We start from the raw sequence: 2009 nt of genomic DNA on the forward strand, positions 1-2009 counted from the left end.
GCTCATGTTCTTGCCGTACTTGAACTCGAGTCCACGCGCTGGGCTGCAACCGGCCAACATGCCAAGCCCCAGGACTCCCATCCCGGCGACAACGGCGCGCCGGGTCAGTAAATCAGTCATGTAACCATCCTTTGAAGGGAAGGTGCCGGCCCCTGGGCAGGGCCAGTCAAAAAGCGCGGGCATTCTGGCATGAGGCCCCCCTGCCTTCTACCCGACACATGGGTGAAGCGGCTGCAGCCCTTGAAACACGGGCTGCGGCCTGTTGTCGCAGGGGTTGAATCAGTAACAGATTGTTGCTAAGGAGCAACAATAACGCCAATCAGTAGTAGGCGTTTTCTTTCTGCGTGTGGTCGGTCACATCACGCACACCCTTGAGCTCCGGGATTCGCTCGAGCAAGGTGCGCTCGATACCATCCTTCAAGGTCACGTCGGCCTGGCCGCAGCCCTGGCAGCCGCCGCCGAACTGCAGCACGGCAATGCCGTCCTCGACCACATCGATCAGGCTTACCTGACCGCCGTGGCTGGCAAGGCCGGGGTTGATCTCGGTCTGCAAGTAGTAGTTGATGCGCTCGTTGATCGGGCTGTCGGCGTTGACCATCGGCACCTTGGCGTTGGGGGCCTTGATGGTCAGCTGGCCGCCCATGCGGTCGGTGGCGTAGTCGACCAGCGCGTCTTCCAAAAACGGCACGCTGACCGAGTCGAGGTAGGCGGTGAAGCTCTTCAGGCCCACGGCCTGGTCTTCGGGCTTTTCTTCGCCCGGCTTGCAGTAGGCGATGCAGGTCTCGGCGTACTGGGTGCCCGGCTGGGTGATGAAAACGCGAATGCCGATACCAGGGGTGTTCTGCTTGGAGAGCAGATCGGCCAGGTAATCATGGGCGGCGTCGGTAATGGTTATAGCGCTCATGGAAGTTCCTCTCAGACTTGCCGGCAAGTTTACGCCAACCTGGCCTTTGTACAAAGTCCTAGTAATTGACTCGGGATAGCGCCAGCGCAGGCTGCGCCACGCGCCGGGCCTCGCACCAGTCGCTCAGGCGCCGGTACAGCCCGCGTTCGAGCCACTTGTAGCTGAGCCAGGATGCTCCGGCGATCACCGGCACGCATACGGCGAAAGTCGCATAAGGGTTGAGCTTCAGGCGCTGGCTCGCGAACCAGCCGCAATAGAGCACCAGCACATGGATCAGGTACACCGAGTACGAGCAGTCGCCCAGCGACTTGAGCACCTGGTTACCCTTGAAGTACGGCTCCAGCGCCACGCACGCCAGCACGATCATCGCGCTGGGCAGGCCCCAGTGCAGCAGGCGCATCGAGGCATCGAGGTGGTAGATGGCAAAGCCCGCGGCGCCCAGCACCGCGAGCGGCAGCCACAGGCCTTCGATGATCAGCCCCCGCCGGTAGGCGATGCCGATGCCAATCCCCAGCAGGAACTCGTAGATGATGTTGTTGGCATAGAAATGACTCAGCACGCCCACGCGGCTGAGCACCTCGCTGGCCACCAGCAGCACGGCGGTCACTAGCAACAGCTGGTAACGCTGGCGCACCAGGAACACCAGGGAGAACAGCAGGTAGAAGAACATCTCGAAGTTGAGCGTCCAGCCGACATTGAGCGTCGGGTACATGCCGTAGCCACCCGGATTCTCGGCAGGGATGAACAGCAGCGAGAGCAGGAAATGGTGCAACTCGATGGTCTGGTGCGGCATCCAGCGGCTGGCCACCAGCAGCAACCCACCCATCAGCAGCGTGTAGAACCAGTACGCCGGCACGATGCGCAGCACCCGGTTGAGCAGGAAACGTTGGGGCGCCATCGGTTTGTCGCGGGTCGAGAGGTAGATCACCAACCCGCTGATGACGAAGAACACATCCACGCCGACCGCGCCGCGATCGGTCAGAAGCTGGCCCACCGGGCCGGTGGCGTGGAAGTCGAAGAAGATTTGCATGAAGTGGTGACAAACCACCACCCAGGCGGCGAACGCCCGAAGTGCCTGAAGCGAATACAGCATGCCATTACCTGC

Annotated in this window: 2 protein-coding genes and 1 pseudogene; all 3 read right to left on the reverse strand. The window is 61.7% G+C overall.

Going from position 1 to position 2009, the window contains the following annotated elements; genetic code table 11:
* Positions 1 to 183, reverse strand: a pseudogene (locus VJS90_RS07920) (SCO family protein); the annotation flags it as partial.
* 136 nt (positions 184 to 319) lie between these two features.
* Entirely contained in the window at positions 320 to 904 is a 585-nt protein-coding gene (gene nfuA, locus VJS90_RS07925) for a Fe-S biogenesis protein NfuA (protein WP_158460756.1), read from the reverse strand.
* Between the two features lie 58 nt (positions 905 to 962).
* On the reverse strand, positions 963 to 1997 hold the full coding sequence (locus VJS90_RS07930) for an acyltransferase (protein ID WP_324120735.1): 1035 nt from the start codon (positions 1995 to 1997) through the stop codon (positions 963 to 965).
* Between the last annotated feature and the right edge of the window lie 12 nt (positions 1998 to 2009).

Source organism: Pseudomonas sp. (genome assembly GCF_035277045.1).
GTDB lineage: Bacteria > Pseudomonadota > Gammaproteobacteria > Pseudomonadales > Pseudomonadaceae > Aquipseudomonas.

Coding starts and splice junctions, on each gene's coding strand:
- nfuA (WP_158460756.1), bottom strand. CDS start 904: ATGAGCGCTATAACCATTACCGACGCCGCCCATGATTACCTGGCCGAT.
- VJS90_RS07930 (WP_324120735.1), bottom strand. CDS start 1,997: ATGCTGTATTCGCTTCAGGCACTTCGGGCGTTCGCCGCCTGGGTGGTG.